We start from the raw sequence: 15,788 nt of genomic DNA, 5'->3' as shown, positions 1-15,788 counted from the left end.
AAGAACTAAAAGCAGGTTGGTGATTTCAAAAATTCGTCCCTCTGATGGTACCGGGCATAACCTGATCCACTCGAATGGATCCAAAGGCTTTCACTTCTGCTTCTGCTAATACCTTGCGCTTCACCTGCTTGGCTGCCATGAAGTCGCGCTGTCCTGACTCAGCATTTCCTGCCAAGCGGTGAGCCTCGGCCCGTTTCTCATACCATAGATATTTGTAGGGGTTCTCGGTAATTTTTTCAGAACAAAGCTCGATTGCTTTGTCATATTTCTCCTTTTTGAGAAGGTTATCCACAACGCTAAATTCATCTGTGATCATGCTTTCCCCCATTGCAGCCTTGAAGGAAATTACCCATAAATATTCATTCCCTGTCGGTCTGTTTTCCAAATATTCAGGTTTCCAGTTTATCGTAGCCAAATCGATCACTCTTAAAACTTCCTTATTAAAAGCCTCAGAGGCACTTTCAATCAGGAATATGCTATCTGGCCGCCCCACTTGATCAATTTTCATAGAGATAATGACTCTTGCAGACTTTTTATCCCTTAATTCTGCACTGGGAAATTTCAGATTCATTGCCAAAAGCTCGTTTAAGGAAGTCGAGGTGGGAATATCTGAGGCTGTTTCCTGAGCAAAAAGACCGAAGGAACAAAGGAAAAGAACACTGAGTACGACTCCCATTTTCTTTTGGAAAGGTCTTTTGTAAAGTAGCATCGAAGTAATATTAAATAGTCAAGAAAAGAATTTAGAATAGGATTTATACTCCAAACTGATTCAGATGATGGTCCAGATGTTTGTAGAATAAGTTGTTCCACTCTTGAGCGGTCAATGGCCCAAATGAAAGAGATTCCTTTCCTTCAAAATGGTCTTTGCCTAAGGCCAAGGTATGCTCGAGGTAAGTAATCAGCCGCTTTTGTTCAAGCTCAAAATCCTTGCGATCCGAGATCACGAATTGTGGCGCTGTTCGGATATTCCTTTTGTAAGGTACTTCATTAACGACCCCATTTTTGACAAAAGTCTTTAGAAGAAAACGCATGATCGAATTAGGCTTGGGATACTTATTGGTAAAAGCCATCTCGTAAGCTACACAACAGTGGGCTAGCATTTGATCCACTGACATTTTTCCCCAAAGCGCAGGACTGTCGGACTTCAGTTGATTGATTCTGGAGATAAGTTCTCCAGTGATTTGAGGATCAAAGATGTTTTTCATGGATAGTAAGGGAAAAATTGCTTCTACAAGTTACCAATTGAAACGTCAGCAAAAAATATTTGTAATAAATAGGTTTATAAAGTAAACTAATTTACATTTGGCTCGTTATTAATTCAAAAATCATTATCATGGAAAAACAAATGAACAGTTCGGAATCTCTGGCCTTGATCACCGAGATGATCCAAAAGGCCAAAAAAGAAGCCGCAGGTGACGGAAGCTTTCAGCTTTTACTCTGGGGTTGGGTAATTGCTCTCTGCAATTTTGGGCATTATTTCTTAGCTAAATCAGGTTTTGAGATGCCTTATGTGGTATGGCTCGCGGTGATACCTGCTGTGATTTGGAGTTTTGTCCATGAGTTTCGGGAGCGTAAAAAGTCCCGCGTCAAGACTCATTTGGACGATTTCTTGGGACAGCTTTGGATCGCTGTGTTTGTCGGAATGGTGATTCTATTGTCTTTTATGCCTGTGTTGGAGTATCGACACAATCCGATCATTTTGGTGCTGGCCGGAATTGGGGTCTTCAGCACTGGCGCGATGATTCGGGATAATTCTACCAAATTGGGAGGGACGGTTTTGTTCATCGGAGCGATTATCGGATTTTTGCTGCCTGTCAATGAACAATACCTGACCGCGGGCATCTCGATGGTATTGGGGTATTTGGTACCGGGATATGTATTAAAAACCAAATTTAAAAATCGTGTTTAAGCCATTAGACCCCCTTCTTCATTCCCAGCTAAGGCTAGCGGTGATGTCTCTTTTGATAGGCTTGGAAGAAGCAGAATTTACTTTCCTAAAGGAAAAAACCGAATCCACTGCGGGTAACCTCAGCGTGCAGTTGGACAAGCTGGAAAAAGCCGGTTACATCACAATTGAAAAGTCATTTAAGGGAAAAAGACCTCTTACTACCTGTAAAATTACATCTGAAGGGGTCAAAGCCTTTGAAGCGTATGTCGAAAATCTGAAAAACTACATTTCCTAAAAAAAATTTACCTTTTTGGTTTATAATTTAAACTAATTTACAAATGAAATACTTTATAAAAATCATGCTGATGGTGAGCTTGGTAACTTCTTTTCAGCAAAAGGCTTGGTCTCAAATGAGCTACGCACTCAACAGGGAGGCTCAAGAAAAATTGGCATTCCTGTCCTTTTTGGAAGGAACCTGGAAAGGAACAGGATGGATGATGGGCGAGAATCGGGTCAAAATGACCTTTGAGCAGGAAGAACGGGTACAGTTTCAACTCAGCGGAACGTTACTACAAATCGAAGGGATAGGACGAGCCGATGGTAAAACCGTGCATCATGCGCTAGCTATGATTCAGCCAGCGAAGGAAGACGGTGCGTTTGAATTTACTTCCTTTCTCCAAAGTGGCCTGCGGGGTACCTATCCTGCCCGATGGGAAAATAACCAACTCATTTGGCAACCCACAGAGCAAGTGCGCTATGTGATTCAACTCAACGATCAAGGTCAATGGTATGAGGTGGGAGAATATCAAGCAGGAGGTACTTGGTATCAATTTTTTGAGATGACGCTTGACAAGGTGAAGTAAGAAAAACAGCGGCCTAACCAGGCCGCTGTTTTATTAATCCAATATAACACGCTCGCTTCGGGGATACTTGACTTCGTATTGCAGGGAGAGCTTTTGCTGCGTTCCTGGTGAAAGCGTCACTTCCCAGGTAACTATTCCCGTTTGTTGATCGAGCTTTCCACCGCTGAGTTCCCCTGCGGTCACCGTGATGTTGGAATTGACCGATACGGGAATCTGATCTTTCACCAGCAGAGTGACGGGCTGGGATTTGTTATTTTTCAACGTGATTTCATAACCTCTGCTTTCGGTCATATTGGAGCCGATGGTTCGTTTTTTGGAGAATTGATCCACTTTTTCCCGCTGCATTATGATCGAGCGATCACGGCCCATGGAGATTTGAAGCGTATCCTGAAGTGCGGCAGCATTGAGAATAGACCGACCGACAAAACCCTCCTCAAAGTACAGATTGCTTTCTCCCTCGAGCAGACTGTATTGACTCCAATCGGTGATTTCTGCCAGGAGAAACGCATCTTTATCCAGCTTGGGAATGGCGGTGTATCGATAGGTAGCAGGAATATCGTAGGTTTTCAGATCCACTAAAGTCCGCTCTCCGTTGGTTTTGATCGAATACGGTTCGGCCACTTCAATTTCGACCGTGGTTTGGTTTTCTACAAAGTTGGTCATCAAGGGAGCCGATTCAATCGAATTGTTTCCTCTTATTGAAACCCCAACTACTCTGCCTTGAAGGCTCCTTTGTACTTCTTGGCTATAACCTGCTACTACTACTTCTTGAAGCATGGAAACATCCTCTTGCATACGCACACTGACTGTGGAACGCCCTTGTATAGCAACCTCCTGAGAAGAGAATCCGACAAAGGAAAAAACAAGGCTCTGAGCTGATGGAGGGATGGTAAGTGAATATCTCCCTTCCAAATCTGTGGCCGTACCGATGCTAGTACCTTTGACCAAGACCGAAACTCCGGGAAGAGGCTCACCATTTGAATCCAAAACCACACCACTGACCTGACCAGGTACAGGAGGAAGAGCGAATTTATTTACTGTTGTGTAGCGGGCATAGTTGAGCTCCCACTTTTCAAGTTGGGGGGCTTGGCCGCTTTGGTTGGGATTGGCATTGGAAAATCGGAGCTTGACATTTTTCCAATCCACGCCTGTATTCTGATACACTTCAGCTTTATAATTTAGCTGAAGGTTTTCCGAGATATTTTTTACCCTCACATCGTACTTTGGATACCAGCCCGCATTGGTTACGAGGTAGTTGATTTGAAAGCTGCCCGTCCCTGAATTAGGAGCCTTGACTCGGATGCGGATTTCGGACGTGGATTTGTTTTTACTTTCCTGCATGGCAAGGATTTGATTACGGATGCGCTCGAGTTCCTTTTCCCCTTCCGAAATTTTGGATTTTACTTCCAGCTCCTCGGTGGTGATTTTAGTAAGTTCCGTGTCAAAAAAATCCAAGGCGGCTCTCAATTCTGCCATAGTGGGGCCAGACTGATTGCCTCCGAGGTCTTTATTGGCAGAAAGCAGCCCTGCTTTGTTTGCAAGAATCTGAAGTCGGTTTTGTCCCAGGGTGACAGACTTTTGAATCGCATCCATCTGTTTTTGAAGTTCTTGGACTTTTTCGCCGACCTCTTTTTCAGTCAGGTAATCCAATCGCTTATTGACTGCTTGGATGGTAAAATTACCCTGAGCTTTGACTTGAATACTTTTTTCATCTAGATATGGAGAAAGACCTTTCAGAATAACAGTCGATTCGCCTGCTGCCACCTGACCAGACGCTTGTTCAAAAATCTGAGCTCCTGAAAGGAACAAAGTAACTTCTTGAATTTGGCTGGTCAGGGTGGTTTCTTTTAGCTCTTGAGCCAAAGTCGAGAGAGACAAAAAGGACATAAAAATGGTAAAAATGGATCGTTTCATAGGAAGACTATTTTAGTTTAAAGAACGAATATTTTCCTCAAAAGGCAACAAGACTCATTCAAAAAAATGAATTCTGCGTACAATTGACCTTCATTCCGATGGAGTTTGTTAGTTTTGGCGGATAAAAAAATCGCCTATTCATGTCTCTTTTTCAAAGCATCATCATTGCCATTATCGAAGGTCTTACCGAGTTTTTGCCGATTTCATCCACCGGTCATATGATTTTGGCCTCGGCGGCGATGGGAATTCACGAGGATGAGTTTGTCAAAACTTTTGAGGTATTTATCCAATTGGGAGCTATTTTGGCGATTGCCTTGATGTACATCAAGCGGTTTTTCAGAAGCTTGGACATCTATTTCAAGCTGTTTGCCGCATTCCTGCCTACCGCGGTGGTTGGACTTTTGGCCTATGATTTTATCAAGGATTACCTCTTTAATCCGATTGTGGTGTCAGTTTCCCTGATTTTGGGTGGGGTGATTTTGATTTTTATTGACAAAAAAGTAGTCAATCAAGAATCCACACTCAAAGAAGTAGAAGACATCTCCTATAAAAACGCCTTTTTCATCGGGCTCTGTCAGTGCCTTTCCATGGTGCCTGGTACTTCCCGCGCTGCTGCCACGATCATCGGAGGGGTGTTCAATGGCTTGGATAAAAAGCAGGCAACCGAATTTTCATTTCTCCTAGCCGTACCGACGATGATGGCTGCGGGAGGCTATGATCTGATCAAATCTGATTTGACCTTCACTTCTGAGCAATTGAGCATGTTGGCTATCGGTTTTGGAGTCGCCTTTGTTTCAGCTTGGTTTGCGGTGAAGTTGTTTTTGAAATATGTCTCCAGCCATGGATTCACGGCTTTTGGCTGGTATCGCATCGCCTTGGGGATTCTGTTTTTGATCTTTATGTGGGGGACGGATTTGGGGTGATTGTAAAATAGATTTTACAATTTCCATGGGATTTTGTTAAATCCTTTTTACAAAAAAGACCTGCTCAAATAGAAAATTTGAGCAGGTCTTTTCATTTGAACTGATTCTTAGATTCCTTTTACTTCCTATTCTTCACATACTTTTCCAGCCAGGTATCCATCTCCCACAAGGTGTGGAGTACGGACTCTTTGGCGGCATAGCCGTGGCTTTCGTGAGGCAGGAAGACTAATCGGGTAGTTGCCCCATGACCCTTCAAAGCATTGTAATAGCGCTCGGATTGAATTGGGAAAGTCCCTGAATTGTTATCTGCCTCACCGTGGATAAGTAGAATCGGAGTTTTTACCTTATCGGCAAATGAAAACGGCGACATATTGAAATATACCTCCGGAGCTTCCCAATAGGTGCGCTGCTCGTACTGGAATCCAAACGGTGTCAGGGTACGGTTATAGGCTCCGCTTCGGGCGATACCCGCTGCGAAAATATTGGTGTGGGACAGCAGATTGGCCGTCATAAAGGCGCCATAGGAATGACCACCCACCGCGATTTTGTTTCGATCCCCAATGCCCATCTCCACAATATGATCGATCGCTGCCTCTGCATTGGCCACCAGCTGCTCAATGAAGAAGTCGTTTGGTTCCTGATCTCCTTCACCCACGATCGGCATTTCGGTTTGATCCATGATCGCATAGCCTCTAGTCACCCAATAGATCGGAGAACCCCAGCTCAGTCGGGTAAAGGTGTATTTGGAGCCTCTCACCTGAGCGGCATCGGCTGCGGATTTGTATTCCCGTGGATAGGCCCACATGAGGACAGGAAGTCTTCCGTCTTTGGCCGGATCATATCCATCTGGAGTATAGACTACCGCAGAAAGGTTTAGCCCATCTTTTCTCTTGTAAGTCACCAACTGCTTGTTGATTCCTTTGATGGACTCATACGGATGGGCAAAGTTGGTCACCTGCATTGGGGCGATGCGCTTTTTGGTATTGATCAGCCAATAGTTGGGTTGAAGGTCTGTTCCTTCTTTGATGGTAATAAATTCAGTAGCATCTGACGCCAATACTTTTGCCACCCGCTCATAGTAAGGCGCCTGAGACCTCCATAAGATCTTTTGTTCTTTTGTGGCAGTGTTGAATGTGGACAAAAACGGCATACTGCCTTCGGGACTACCACCTTCGGAGGTCATGTAGACCAGATCGCCTTTTCGCAACAATACATTTCTTCCAAATGCATTTCGTGTGAAAAGCGGGCTTCCAGGATCATTGTATAGATCATCTGAGGAGCGCTCGATGATCACTTTAGGCGCCTGAGTAGGGTTGGAAGGGTTGATCACAGAGCGCTTTTCTGTTCTGCTGGCAAACCATCGTTCATTCAGGATGGCAAAAGAATCATCCGACCAGCTGATTCCTCCAAATCGGAGCGCAGTTCCAACGAGCTTTTGTTTCTCACCGCTGAATGGGGCAGAAAGCGTATAGATGATATCGCGTTCTTCCACTTTCACTCTTGGATCTCCTTTGTCTTGAGCCTCTGCCCAATACAAGGTAGCTGGCTTGTCAGCTCTCCAGTTCACATTTCTGATTCCTGTTACAGTAGCGTCAAACCCAGTTGGGCGAACTTCATCCAAGGGGATTTGTGCCAGCATCTTCACCACTTCACCGGTTGTAGACCAGATTTCCACTGTATAAGGGAATCTGTCAGCAGGGACCAGGTAAGAAAATGGCTTTTGGATAGACTCAATCAATAGGTAATTTCCGTCTGGACTGATATCCATGGACTTGATCATAGCCGGTTTGCCGATGGGGGATTTGCTGCCTTCCAAATCAACTTTCATCAATTGAGAGTCCATGAAATAGGCGAAAAGTGCCTCATCGTAGGGATTGGTCAAAAGATCTTGATAGGTACGGCTGGGAGCTGCATTACCGGAAGTCTCCTGAATAACGGGTCCAGCCGGAGCGGCAGGGGCTTTGGGCATAGCCCCTCGTGCAGGATTTACAGCCTTGATCACAATGCTGTTGTCCGGTAGCCAGGCAACTGAGTTACCAAACACTTGATTGAGGATCGGCTCGGTAATCTTTTTGGCTTCATAAGATAGCATATCCACAACCCAAAGACTGACCCCGTTGCTTTCCGTTTGGGTAAAAGCCAAGTACTTCTCATCCAAAGAAAGGGAGAATCCATTCATTTTGGGATTGGAGGGTAGTCCTTTGACTTGAATTTCCTCACCAGAGCGGGTCTTTTTGATTTTAATGTTGGTAAAGCTTCCTGCGCGACTTTGACCCGAAATGGCAGGATTGATTCGGATTCCTCCTATTCGGAGTTCGGGCTGTGCCAAATCTTCAATTGACGGAGCCTCAGTTCGCTCCAGAATCATCATCATCGAACCATCCTTGTTGAAAGTCACAGAAGGAGTGGCGGGAGCATTAAATAAATCAGCGATGGATTTTGGCGGGGTCTGGTAGGTGGTCTGTGCCAATAGGGTTTGGCAAAAAACCGTAGCCACCAAGACCATCATAGTCCGGATAGTTTTATATGTCATACTTGATTTGGGTTAATTCTTTTTTGAATGTAGGAGGATTCCTGACTCTTTACATCAAAAAATCCGCTAATGGTTATTAGCGGATTTTTATCGGGGTTCACTTTTGTAAAGGGGATTGGTTTTTTTAAGCCTTTGGTGGGCTTATTTCATCGGTTTGGCCAATTCCCCCAGATACTGCAATGTCCAGCAAGGTCAGTACCCCCTATTCTGGTCTGGATTCCTGAGTAGGCAGCGTTCATCACCGCTCTGGGTGCGAATTGCAATTTGCCGGAAGGAGTTCTAAAGGCCTCTCCGAAATGGGCTTGACTCAATCCATGCCCCATTTCATGCAAGGCCACTGTTTCCACATCAATGGTTCCTGGTGAATTCACCCCATCTCCCCAGGTGAAATAGTCGTTATAATAAATTTCTCTGAAAGCAACGTCCGCTTTCCCATCCTGATTGGTGTCCAGGGGCTGGCCTTCCTCATCTATGTAGGTTAAGGTAAAGGTTGCTCCCAAAATAAATTCACTACCTCCGGGAACAAGCAATTCCCAAAAACCAGCAGGCATCCACCCCAAATGATTAACTTCACTGGGAGCGAAACCGAAACTAGGGTAGCCATAAACAAGTGCCACAAATCCCAAGGGAAAAGGTATTGATGGTGATTGACTTAATCCCATTTCAGAGCAGTTGACACCTTCCCAAGTGGAAGAAGCACGCTGAATTGCTGCTTGGGCAGCCGAAAAATCCATGGAAGAAGGAGCACGTGCCTCATCCAGAAAATAATCCACTGAGGCCGTACCATCCCATGGGACCAAAGGAGAGAAATCGGCAGACAACTGCTTGTTGCCCCGGTCTGTGAAGAAAATGGTTTTTCCCATTTGGTTGCTTTCTGGAGCCGTAAGGTAACTGACGGAATGCAGGACTAGACTGTAAGCAGACTCAACTCGGGCGTTTGGATCGAAATGATTTACCGGAATGGACCCGAATGGATTTTCCCTAAATTCTATTTCCTCAGATACCATTTGGTCACCGGATGGAAGATCCATCACTTCATTCTGTTGGCAGGCAAAGGCCAACACAGAAAACACTACTACTAGATTAATTTTTCTCATAAAAGATTTGGTTTTGTTGAAAAACACTGAAAATCAAAATGTTACTTAATCTAGGCATAAATAGAGGAAAAACAAAAAAGGCCTCGAATTTCGAGGCCTTGACTATTCAATTGTGAAATGGAATTATTTACCTTTCTCTCCAATGGAGATCATAGCGCATCGGAAACCAATATTGTTGGTTGCAGAGTCTTGGTGCATAAATCTTCTGGTACCTGGAGCAAGCCAATAAGCTACATCTTTCCAAGAACCACCTTTATACACTCTCATTTCGTCGGTGAAGAGTGAGGTTTCATAGTTTTCCTGCTCATCGTAGACACCGTCTTTTCTTAACGGGTTGAGATCGTCTGCATCTTGGAAGGTCAACGGACGATACACGTCATAAACCCATTCGTTCATGTTGCCTGCCATATGGTAAAGCCCGAAATCATTTGGAGCCATATCATAGACGTTGGTTGGAAGGATCTCACCGTCATTTCTCTGGTTACCGGAGATACCGGCATAGTCACCTCGGCCTCTTTTGAAGTTAGCCAAGAAGTCACCTTGCTTTCCTTTTCTTTTTACGTTGTATGGATTTCTTACACCACGACCATCCCATGGATAGATTCGACCATATTCTTGATTTTCATCCAAGTACTGAGTTCCGATCATGGCTTTGGCTGCATATTCCCATTCTGCCTCGTTAGGAAGACGGAAGTCAGCCATTGCTACCCCTCTTTCGATCAACTGAGTTTTGGTCATCGTAGAATCCAACCCCCTATCTTTTCTGATTAACTCCTGAACAAATTCAGTTCTCCATTTGGCATAGGCACTGGCCTGTTTCCAAGATACACCAGCTACCGGATAGAAATTGAATCCAGGGAATCTGAAATAATAGGACTGATAAAGATCATTGAAAGACATGGCTCCTGACCAAACGTTTTCAGAAGGCTCCAACTTTTTGAGAGAGTCAGCGCTGACTCTCTTTTTCATGTCAAACAGAAATTCACGATAGTCGTTATTGGTCATTTCTGTTTCGTCCATGTAAAAGGAAGCGATGGAAACCGTCCTCTCCAGGTTGTCTCTGAATGCCATCACGTCCTCTTCCTGAGATCCCAAAACGGTACGGCCGCCTTGGATAAATTTCAGGTTTGGACCTGGGATTTGTTCTGCATTTTTGGACACGAAAAATTGAGTGGTGTCTTGCTCATCAAAAGAGAAATCTGCCCCAGTAGTTGCACTTCGCTTTCCGGGATCACTCGCAGTTCTGCGGCCGTAACCAGGAGTCTTTTGACAGGAAGATAAAATTGAGGCGGAAGCCAGCATTAAGCTTGCTGCCCACATTCCCCAAGATTTGTTACTTAGACGCATAGTATCAGGTGGTTTGGTCTATTTCAAGTTGCTAATATAACCGCATTGAATACTTCCTCCAATGCTTTGATTTTTCGCCAGATTTTGAAAACGCCTGGAAACATATCAAAACCAGGCAAATCTTACAAAATTGGTTGGCGAAAGTACAATATTTATGCCAGTTAAATTTTTTTAAAATCTTTAGGATTTCATTTCTTCAAGCACCTTTTGTGCCTTTTGGATCGTTGAAACTCCCTCGATCGTAAGGATCAAACGGTTTTTGTGTTCTTTTATTTTGCATGCCTTGGAATGTACTTGGGCAAACTTCATGATTTTACCAAATACATCCGAGGAATAGAAGTCGTCCCGATTGGAGGGCAAAAGATAACACTTCATCTGTTTTCCTTTAAGTGTAAGCTTTTCAATTCCAAGGTTTTCTGCTTTCCAACGTAAACGAACCGTCTCCATCAGGTCTTTGACAGACTCGGGAAGCGGTCCAAATCTGTCCAGTAGCATTTGACCAAATTTCTCCAGTTCTTCCTCGGTTTTCAAGGCATCAAGTTTAGAATACAAGCCCAATCGCTCACTGATGTTACTGACATATTCTTCCGGAATCAGGAGTTCTAAGTCTGTTTCAATGGTACAATCCTGTACCAAAACTTTGACTTTTTCTTTTAAATCTGTCTCGAAAAGCGCGGCAAATTCATTTTCCTTCAGTTCTTGAACTGCCTCATCGAGGATTTTATGGTACATCTCAAAGCCCAAATCTGTGATAAAGCCGCTTTGCTCTGCCCCAAGCAGGTTGCCCGCTCCTCTGATGTCCAAATCCTTCATGGCGACCTTGAAGCCGTCACCCAAATCTGAAAATTCCTCCAAGGTCTGCAGCCTTTTTCGTGCTTCCGGAGTCAGGCCTGACATGGGACTGGTAAGCAAATAGCAAAATGCCTTTTTATTACTTCTGCCTACCCGGCCTCGCATCTGATGAAGATCCGAAAGACCAAACATGTGCGCCCGGTTGATAATGATGGTATTGGCATTGGGGATATCCAACCCAGACTCGATGATGTTGGTGGAAACCAGAACATCATAGTCATGATTGATAAATCCAACCATGATTTTTTCAAGCTTTTCACCATCCATTTGGCCGTGTGCACCGACCACGCGAGCATCCGGGACAAGTTTCATGATCAGGTTGGCGATGCTGTCGATTTCGCCCACCCGATTATGGACAAAAAATACCTGCCCACCTCTTCTAAGTTCATAGGCAACAGCGTCTCGGATGACTTCTTCATGGAAAGTCTGTACTTCCGTAGTTACAGGTTGCCTGTTTGGTGGAGGGGTGGCGATGACTGAGAGATCCCGGGCACCCATCAGCGAAAAGTGGAGCGTTCTCGGGATGGGGGTCGCGGTCAGCGTCAGTACATCCACATTGACACGGAGGTTTTTGAGCTGATCTTTCACTTTTACACCAAACTTCTGCTCCTCATCGATGATCAACAATCCAAGGTCTTTAAACTCGATGTCTTTGTTGACAATCTTGTGAGTACCCACGAGAATGTCGATTTCCCCGGATTTTACCTGCTCTTTAATCGCCTTGATGTCTTTGGCTGTCCGGAATCGGTTGATGTAATCCACCTTTACCGGGAAGTTTTCCAGTCGCTCTTTAAAAGTTTGGAAATGCTGCATGGCCAGGATCGTCGTCGGAACCAAGACGGCCACCTGTTTTCGGTCATTGACAGCCTTGAAGGCAGCCCTGATCGCCACTTCCGTTTTCCCAAATCCCACGTCTCCACAGACCAAACGGTCCATGGGATAGCTTTTTTCCATATCGGATTTGACATCCGCGGTAGCTGATGCCTGATCCGGGGTGTCCTCATAAATGAAGGAAGATTCTAGCTCTACCTGGAGCACTGAATCTCTTGAAAAAGCAAAACCAGGAGCCGATCTCCTCTTAGCATAGAGCTGAATCAGGTCCTTTGCGATATCCTTGACCTGTTTTTTGACTCGGGTCTTTTTATTTTCCCATTCGGGTGATCCCAACTTGGACATGGAAGGTACCTGACCTTCCTGACCGGAATACTTGGAGATCTTGTGAAGGGAATGAATGTTGACATAGAGCAGGTCATCATCCCGGAAAATCAGTCGGACGGCTTCCTGCATCTTACCACCCACATCGACTTTTTCCAGACCGGCAAACCTTCCGACTCCATAATCCACGTGAACGATATAATCTCCCGGATGAAGGGCTTTCAGCTCTTTGATCGTCAGAGCTTTGGATTTACTGGCTTTGGTACGGGATTTATATCGGTGAAAGCGCTCAAAAAGCTGGTGATCTGTGTAGCAAACGAGTTTTGCCTGTTTATCCATAAATCCTTCCCTCAGTCCCAACAGCATGCTCTGTACCTGAAGGGTAGGATCCAATTCTTGGAAAATACCCACAAGGCGGTCGATCTGCTTTTCGTTTTCTGCCGTAATCAGATTGACAAATCCCTGTTTTTCGTTTTCTGCCAGGTTAGTGACCAACAGGTCGAAATTTTTATTGAAGGAGGGTTGGGGTTGGCTTTCCCAGTTGATTTTTTCCTCGGCCCTCAGGTAAAACTGACGACCAAATTCCACCAAAGAGAAGTTGATCATCGCTTCAGTCAAATCCTTTCCCCTGTCAAAGAGGTTTTCGGGCTTCAAGACCAGCTTATCTGTTTTTGTCTGAGCGACGATTTGCGCAAAAGCCTGTTCGGCCTTATGAAAACACTCATCCATCACATCCAAGGTCAGCTGGTAATCTTTGATCCATATGGTTGCATTCTCTGGCAAGAAGCTCAAAAAGGATTGCCGAACTTCCTGAAGCAGTTTGGTCTGTACGTTTGGGATCAGCGAAATCACCTCTACATTGGCAATGGAGAGCTGAGTCTCGGGATCAAACGTTCGGATGCTTTCGATTTCTTTTCCAAAAAGTTCCAGACGGTAGGGATGCTCGTTGGAGAATGAAAAAACATCCAGAATACCACCACGGATGGCAAACTGACCCGGTTCGTACACAAAGTCTGTCCGCTCAAAATCGTAAGAAGTCAAGACCTCTGCCACGAACTCCATATCCACCGATTCTCCTACACGGGCTGAGAAGGTATTTTCGACCAAGGACCGTTTATTGATGACCTTTTCGTAAAGTGCCTCTGGATAGGTGATGACGATTCTGGATTTTCCTTTGGTTTCCAGGATTTGATTGAGGATTTCTGCCCGCATGAGTACGTTGGCATTGTCCACTTCATCGTATTGGTAGGGTCGTTTGAAGCTTCCCGGGAATACCATGTGGTCTTCGGTAGCCAAGAGATTTTGAAGGTCCGAATTGAGATAGGCGGCTTCCTCCTTGTCTTGGGCCACAATCAAATGAAATCCTCCCTTTTTCTCATAAAAAGCTGCAAAAAGAACCATGTCCAGACTTCCCGCAAGACCTTTGAGTTGGATACGGAATCTTAGTTCCGAACTCAGCCTGTGTGCAAGAGTCTGAAAGATAGGGTCAGATTGATAGATGGATAGAAAGGATAGTCTGTCCAATGGGAGTGTGTTTAGCGGAAATCAGGCTGCAAATCTAGGTTTTTTTGGGCTTTGGAGGGGAGATGTTTCCTGATTTGCCAATTTTTGAACCAAGCTGCCTGCAAAATGTTTTTGAACCGATGAACCATCAAAATCCACAAAAATCCTGGCTTCAAAAGCTGGAGAATCTTCACCCCTATGAAACTTTGCTGTACCTGGCAATGATCGGCAGCGGATTGATTTTCCTTTTTTTGGTAGCTGCTTTTCTTTTTTCAGGACTGAATCAGTTATCAGGTATGAACAAGCGCATGCCTATTGCTTTCCTGATTTCCACCTTTATGCTGGTTTTGTCGGGATACACGGCTACTAAAATGCGCTTGTTTTATCAGGAAGAAAACATTCCCAAGCTGGAATCTGCTCTGAGAAACACGTTCTTTCTAGGTCTGATTTTCACCATTCTCCAGTTTGCAGGCTGGAAGGAGCTGACAGACATGGGCATCAATTTTACCGGAATTCCAAGTGGCTCCTTTCTGTATTTGCTTTCGGGCATACACGTGTTTCACTTGGTCGGAGCGATGGTCTTTGCGGTGATTTTGCTCCTTCAGCTTCGCAAAACCCAAGAAGATGGAGTCCGGAAGTTGATTTTGGTCACCAATCCCTATGAAAAAATGAGGATTCGTCTTTTCACCGTGTATTGGCATTTCATGGACGCGATTTGGCTCATTTTGTTTCTCCTGTTTGTAATTAGTTTCTGATGAAGATTGTAATAGATACTCCCGTCGAAAAAGGCTACTTGGAGGTCAAAGAAGGCTTTACCGAAGTACTGTTCAAAAAACTTGCTCCGCCTTTCCCGCCGGTAAACGTGCTGAGATTTGATGGCTGCAAAAAAGGCCATCAGGTAGTGCTTGAGCTAAATTTCCTGCTGTTTAAGCAAAAATGGGTAAGTCTGATTACCGATGATCAGACCACCGATCAGGAGTTTTATTTTGTTGATGAAGGAATTGAATTGCCTTTTTTCTTGGGCAAATGGAGGCATAAACACCGAATCATTTCCACCGGAACCGGATCTGTGATTCGCGACGAAATTGATTTTTCAGGTCCCTTCTCTTGGATGACACCCTTGCTATTCCCTGCTTTGTGGTTACAGTTTGTGTATCGAAAACCTATCTACCGAAGGATATTTAAAAAGTAGGCACTGCCTGTAAATTCTCGCAGTTTGGGATTTTGCAATCTCCGTACAGCACCAGTGAGTGACTGGTAATTCCGGATTGAAATTCCCTTCCCATTGCCTCTTTGATCTCATTGATTCTCGGATCAGAAAATTCCCGGATTTTCCTGCATTGATTGCACACGTGATGGTCATGGTGCTTGTAAGTCAGCGCCTGTTCATAGAGTGCTACTTTGTCCTTGAACTGATGCTTGACGGCTAGTCCGCTCTCGACCAAAAGGTCCAGGGTATTGTAAATAGTGGCCCTGCTGATGGTGTAACCTTTGTTTCTCATTTTGAGAAAAAGACCTTCTACATCAATGTGCTCATCTTCCGGTAAAAGATACAGCTCATCGATTACAGAAAAACGCTCGGGAGTTTTCCTGTTCCCTTGCTTGATCAGGAAGTTTTCGAAGATTTTTTTTGCTTTCTCTATCAGAGCAGTGTCAGCCATTTTCCAAGAATTCAGAAATTAAAGATGTGGCATTCTCGTTTTTTTGGCAAAC

The 15,788-nt window shown here is 44.6% G+C and carries 14 protein-coding genes; 6 read left to right on the top strand and 8 right to left on the bottom strand.

What is annotated here, in order from left to right; translation table 11 throughout:
• Nucleotides 1–25: 25 nt before the first annotated feature.
• Nucleotides 26–709 (bottom strand): energy transducer TonB, encoded by a 684-nt coding sequence (locus DDT91_RS02385; protein ID WP_187174531.1) that lies wholly within the window; start codon nucleotides 707–709, stop codon nucleotides 26–28.
• 43 nt (nucleotides 710–752) lie between these two features.
• A complete protein-coding gene (locus DDT91_RS02380; protein WP_187174530.1) occupies nucleotides 753–1,205 on the bottom strand; it encodes a DUF1569 domain-containing protein in 453 nt (150 codons plus the stop codon).
• 128 nt (nucleotides 1,206–1,333) lie between these two features.
• On the opposite strand from DDT91_RS02380, the gene DDT91_RS02375 reads away from it, so the two are divergent.
• The 3 genes from DDT91_RS02375 to DDT91_RS02365 are packed head-to-tail and all read left to right on the top strand — an operon-like array spanning nucleotide 1,334 to nucleotide 2,751.
• Nucleotides 1,334–1,909 carry a hypothetical protein gene (locus tag DDT91_RS02375; RefSeq protein WP_187174529.1) on the top strand — a complete coding sequence of 192 codons (576 nt, stop codon included), beginning with the start codon at nucleotides 1,334–1,336 and terminating at the stop codon, nucleotides 1,907–1,909.
• Nucleotides 1,902–2,183, top strand: coding sequence for a transcriptional regulator (locus DDT91_RS02370; protein ID WP_187174528.1), 282 nt, complete (start codon nucleotides 1,902–1,904; stop codon nucleotides 2,181–2,183). Before DDT91_RS02375 ends, DDT91_RS02370 begins: the two co-directional genes overlap by 8 nt.
• A 43-nt stretch (nucleotides 2,184–2,226) precedes the next feature.
• On the top strand, nucleotides 2,227–2,751 hold the full coding sequence (locus DDT91_RS02365; protein ID WP_187174527.1) for a hypothetical protein: 525 nt from the start codon (nucleotides 2,227–2,229) through the stop codon (nucleotides 2,749–2,751).
• Between the two features lie 33 nt (nucleotides 2,752–2,784).
• Here DDT91_RS02365 and DDT91_RS02360 read toward each other — a convergent pair whose 3' ends face one another.
• Nucleotides 2,785–4,665, bottom strand: coding sequence for a DUF4139 domain-containing protein (locus DDT91_RS02360; protein ID WP_187174526.1), 1,881 nt, complete (start codon nucleotides 4,663–4,665; stop codon nucleotides 2,785–2,787).
• Between the two features lie 140 nt (nucleotides 4,666–4,805).
• Here DDT91_RS02360 and DDT91_RS02355 point away from each other — a divergent pair, with 140 nt between their 5' ends.
• Entirely contained in the window at nucleotides 4,806–5,588 is a 783-nt protein-coding gene (locus tag DDT91_RS02355) for an undecaprenyl-diphosphate phosphatase (protein WP_187174525.1), read from the top strand.
• Nucleotides 5,589–5,706: 118 nt separating this feature from the next.
• Here the strand turns inward: DDT91_RS02355 and DDT91_RS02350 are convergent, their stop codons facing one another.
• From DDT91_RS02350 to mfd, 4 genes are all read right to left on the bottom strand, one after another.
• Nucleotides 5,707–8,097, bottom strand: coding sequence for an alpha/beta hydrolase family protein (locus tag DDT91_RS02350; RefSeq protein WP_370539283.1), 2,391 nt, complete (start codon nucleotides 8,095–8,097; stop codon nucleotides 5,707–5,709).
• 170 nt (nucleotides 8,098–8,267) lie between these two features.
• A complete protein-coding gene (locus DDT91_RS02345; RefSeq protein ID WP_187174523.1) occupies nucleotides 8,268–9,218 on the bottom strand; it encodes a hypothetical protein in 951 nt (316 codons plus the stop codon).
• Nucleotides 9,219–9,341: 123 nt separating this feature from the next.
• Nucleotides 9,342–10,565, bottom strand: coding sequence for a gliding motility lipoprotein GldJ (gldJ, locus tag DDT91_RS02340; protein ID WP_187174522.1), 1,224 nt, complete (start codon nucleotides 10,563–10,565; stop codon nucleotides 9,342–9,344).
• 180 nt (nucleotides 10,566–10,745) lie between these two features.
• On the bottom strand, nucleotides 10,746–14,096 hold the full coding sequence (gene mfd, locus DDT91_RS02335; RefSeq protein WP_187174521.1) for a transcription-repair coupling factor: 3,351 nt from the start codon (nucleotides 14,094–14,096) through the stop codon (nucleotides 10,746–10,748).
• Between the two features lie 119 nt (nucleotides 14,097–14,215).
• Here mfd and DDT91_RS02330 point away from each other — a divergent pair, with 119 nt between their 5' ends.
• Both DDT91_RS02330 and DDT91_RS02325 read left to right on the top strand, forming a co-directional pair.
• Entirely contained in the window at nucleotides 14,216–14,830 is a 615-nt protein-coding gene (locus DDT91_RS02330) for a cytochrome c oxidase subunit 3 (protein WP_187174520.1), read from the top strand.
• Entirely contained in the window at nucleotides 14,830–15,267 is a 438-nt protein-coding gene (locus DDT91_RS02325) for a hypothetical protein (protein ID WP_187174519.1), read from the top strand. Before DDT91_RS02330 ends, DDT91_RS02325 begins: the two co-directional genes overlap by 1 nt.
• On the opposite strand, the gene DDT91_RS02320 is transcribed toward DDT91_RS02325, so the two are convergent.
• Nucleotides 15,257–15,736: a Fur family transcriptional regulator gene (locus DDT91_RS02320; RefSeq protein WP_187174518.1), complete on the bottom strand. Its 480-nt coding sequence runs from the start codon at nucleotides 15,734–15,736 to the stop codon at nucleotides 15,257–15,259. The genes DDT91_RS02325 and DDT91_RS02320 overlap by 11 nt on opposite strands.
• Nucleotides 15,737–15,788: the final 52 nt, after the last annotated feature.

It is taken from the genome of Algoriphagus sp. AK58, assembly GCF_014324365.1.
GTDB lineage: Bacteria > Bacteroidota > Bacteroidia > Cytophagales > Cyclobacteriaceae > Algoriphagus.
Note: the sequence above shows the minus strand (reverse complement) of the source record. Positions and strands in the feature narration are given on the sequence as shown.

Bases quoted from the DNA above. Each gene is read 5' to 3' on its own strand.
- DDT91_RS02385 (WP_187174531.1), bottom strand. From the start codon at position 709: ATGCTACTTTACAAAAGACCTTTCCAAAAGAAAATGGGAGTCGTACTC.
- DDT91_RS02380 (WP_187174530.1), bottom strand. From the start codon at position 1,205: ATGAAAAACATCTTTGATCCTCAAATCACTGGAGAACTTATCTCCAGA.
- DDT91_RS02375 (WP_187174529.1), top strand. From the start codon at position 1,334: ATGGAAAAACAAATGAACAGTTCGGAATCTCTGGCCTTGATCACCGAG.
- DDT91_RS02365 (WP_187174527.1), top strand. From the start codon at position 2,227: ATGAAATACTTTATAAAAATCATGCTGATGGTGAGCTTGGTAACTTCT.
- DDT91_RS02360 (WP_187174526.1), bottom strand. From the start codon at position 4,665: ATGAAACGATCCATTTTTACCATTTTTATGTCCTTTTTGTCTCTCTCG.
- DDT91_RS02355 (WP_187174525.1), top strand. From the start codon at position 4,806: ATGTCTCTTTTTCAAAGCATCATCATTGCCATTATCGAAGGTCTTACC.
- DDT91_RS02350 (WP_370539283.1), bottom strand. From the start codon at position 8,097: ATGATGGTCTTGGTGGCTACGGTTTTTTGCCAAACCCTATTGGCACAG.
- DDT91_RS02345 (WP_187174523.1), bottom strand. From the start codon at position 9,218: ATGAGAAAAATTAATCTAGTAGTAGTGTTTTCTGTGTTGGCCTTTGCC.
- gldJ (WP_187174522.1), bottom strand. From the start codon at position 10,565: ATGCGTCTAAGTAACAAATCTTGGGGAATGTGGGCAGCAAGCTTAATG.
- DDT91_RS02330 (WP_187174520.1), top strand. From the start codon at position 14,216: ATGAACCATCAAAATCCACAAAAATCCTGGCTTCAAAAGCTGGAGAAT.
- DDT91_RS02325 (WP_187174519.1), top strand. From the start codon at position 14,830: ATGAAGATTGTAATAGATACTCCCGTCGAAAAAGGCTACTTGGAGGTC.
- DDT91_RS02320 (WP_187174518.1), bottom strand. From the start codon at position 15,736: ATGGCTGACACTGCTCTGATAGAGAAAGCAAAAAAAATCTTCGAAAAC.